Raw genomic sequence first — 1,436 nt, 5'->3', positions numbered from 1 at the left:
GTCCGGGCGACACCTCGCGCAGCACCCGCTCGACGGCGTCGAGGTGGGCGGTGTCCCCGCCCTGCGCCGGGGCGGGGGCGGCGTGGGTCGGCGCGGCCGGCAGGACGGCGAGCAGGGTGGTCGCCGCGACGGCGGCGAGGGTGCCGCGCAGGGCGCGGCCGGGTCGGCGGGAGCCAAGTCGGTACACGTGAGGTTCCTTCAGGACATGGCGGGCGTCGAACTGTTCACCCACGAGACACCCAGAGACTACCGACTGGTAACACATCGTCAAACTTGGGCATGACAAGAACGCGCGCGGGCCCCGGTTCCCCGTACCGCAACCGGCAGGGGGGGAACCGGGGCCCGCGCGCGAGGAGCCGGGGCCCGGCGCGAGCCACCGCGCCCCGAAGTGCCGCCTCCCGTCAGGGAAGGGCGACGAAGGGCGCGAGGAACGCCCGGGCGACGGGCGTGTCGAGCCGGTACGCGACGTTGGTCGCGTAGCACGGGCCGTCACCCGTGATGGTCGTCGCCACCAGCAGGGACCGGCCGTCGATCGTGGCGAAGTTCGGCCCGCCGGAATCCCCGTAGCAGGCACCGCCGTTGCCCTGCGGCGCGGTCATCGCCAGCCGCACCCACGGGGCGTTGAGCGCGTCGAAGCCCACCGGCGCCTTCAGCCGTACGCCGCCGCCCGGGTGGGTCTGGCCGCCGGGGCCGCGCTGCGCCTCCTGGGTGCCGTAGCCGGCGACGGTGAACGGGGTCGCGTCGAGCTTCCGCGGCCCGATTTCGCCGAGCCGGCCCTCCGTGGGCAGCGCGGCCGGGGTGAACGTCCAGCGCGCGGCCAGCTGCGCCGCCGGCAGCTGGACGACGGCGATGTCGTGCGGGTCCGACGAGGGCCCGGGGTAGGCCGGGTCCTGATGGGCGGCGCCTTCGACGGCCACCGCCGCGGCGACGGCCGCGGGGTCGCCCGGGTGGGCGGCCCGGGCGGCGTCCAGACCGGCCTGCACGTCCTGGTCGAGCGAGACGTAGTAGCGGGCGCCGGCCGGCCAGTCGCTGGTGCAGTGCGCGGCGGTCAGGAAGGTGTCGGCGTCCACCATGGTGCCCGAGCACATCCAGTCGACCCGGTCCGGCGTGGCGGGGTTCGCGTCGTCGTCCCACTGCACCACCAGGGCGCCGACCTCGGTGCGCTCCGGTGCGGGAACGGCGTTGTACGAGTTGATCGCGGCGGCGGGCGTGGCGCCCGTGACGACCGCGCCCGCGGTGAGCGCGCCCGCGAGGACGGCGCCCGCCGCCCGTCTGAGGACCGCTCGGAATTCGGTGATCGGCACTGCTCGGAGCTCCCTTCCGGGCACCGGTCCCTCCGGTGCCCGCTGCACGGCCCGGCGGCACCCTGGATGCCGCCGGGCTGGGTTCCCGGCGCCGCCCGGCCGGCCCCGGCCACCGCACGCGGTCGGGGGTCC

General features: G+C 76.6%; 2 protein-coding genes. Both read right to left on the bottom strand.

The genetic code is table 11. The annotated features are described in order from the left end of the window. The coding region (locus ABZW03_RS40820; RefSeq protein ID WP_355269933.1) for a hypothetical protein at nt 1-187 on the bottom strand (187 nt) is incomplete at its 3' end. A gap of 214 nt (nt 188-401) precedes the next feature. Further along, on the bottom strand, nt 402-1,304 hold the full coding sequence (locus ABZW03_RS40815) for a trypsin-like serine protease (protein ID WP_355269931.1): 903 nt from the start codon (nt 1,302-1,304) through the stop codon (nt 402-404). Between the last annotated feature and the right edge of the window lie 132 nt (nt 1,305-1,436).

This window comes from Kitasatospora sp. NPDC004799 (genome assembly GCF_040609095.1).
In the GTDB taxonomy this organism is placed as follows: Bacteria; Actinomycetota; Actinomycetes; order Streptomycetales; family Streptomycetaceae; genus Kitasatospora.
Note: the sequence above shows the minus strand (reverse complement) of the source record. Positions and strands in the feature narration are given on the sequence as shown.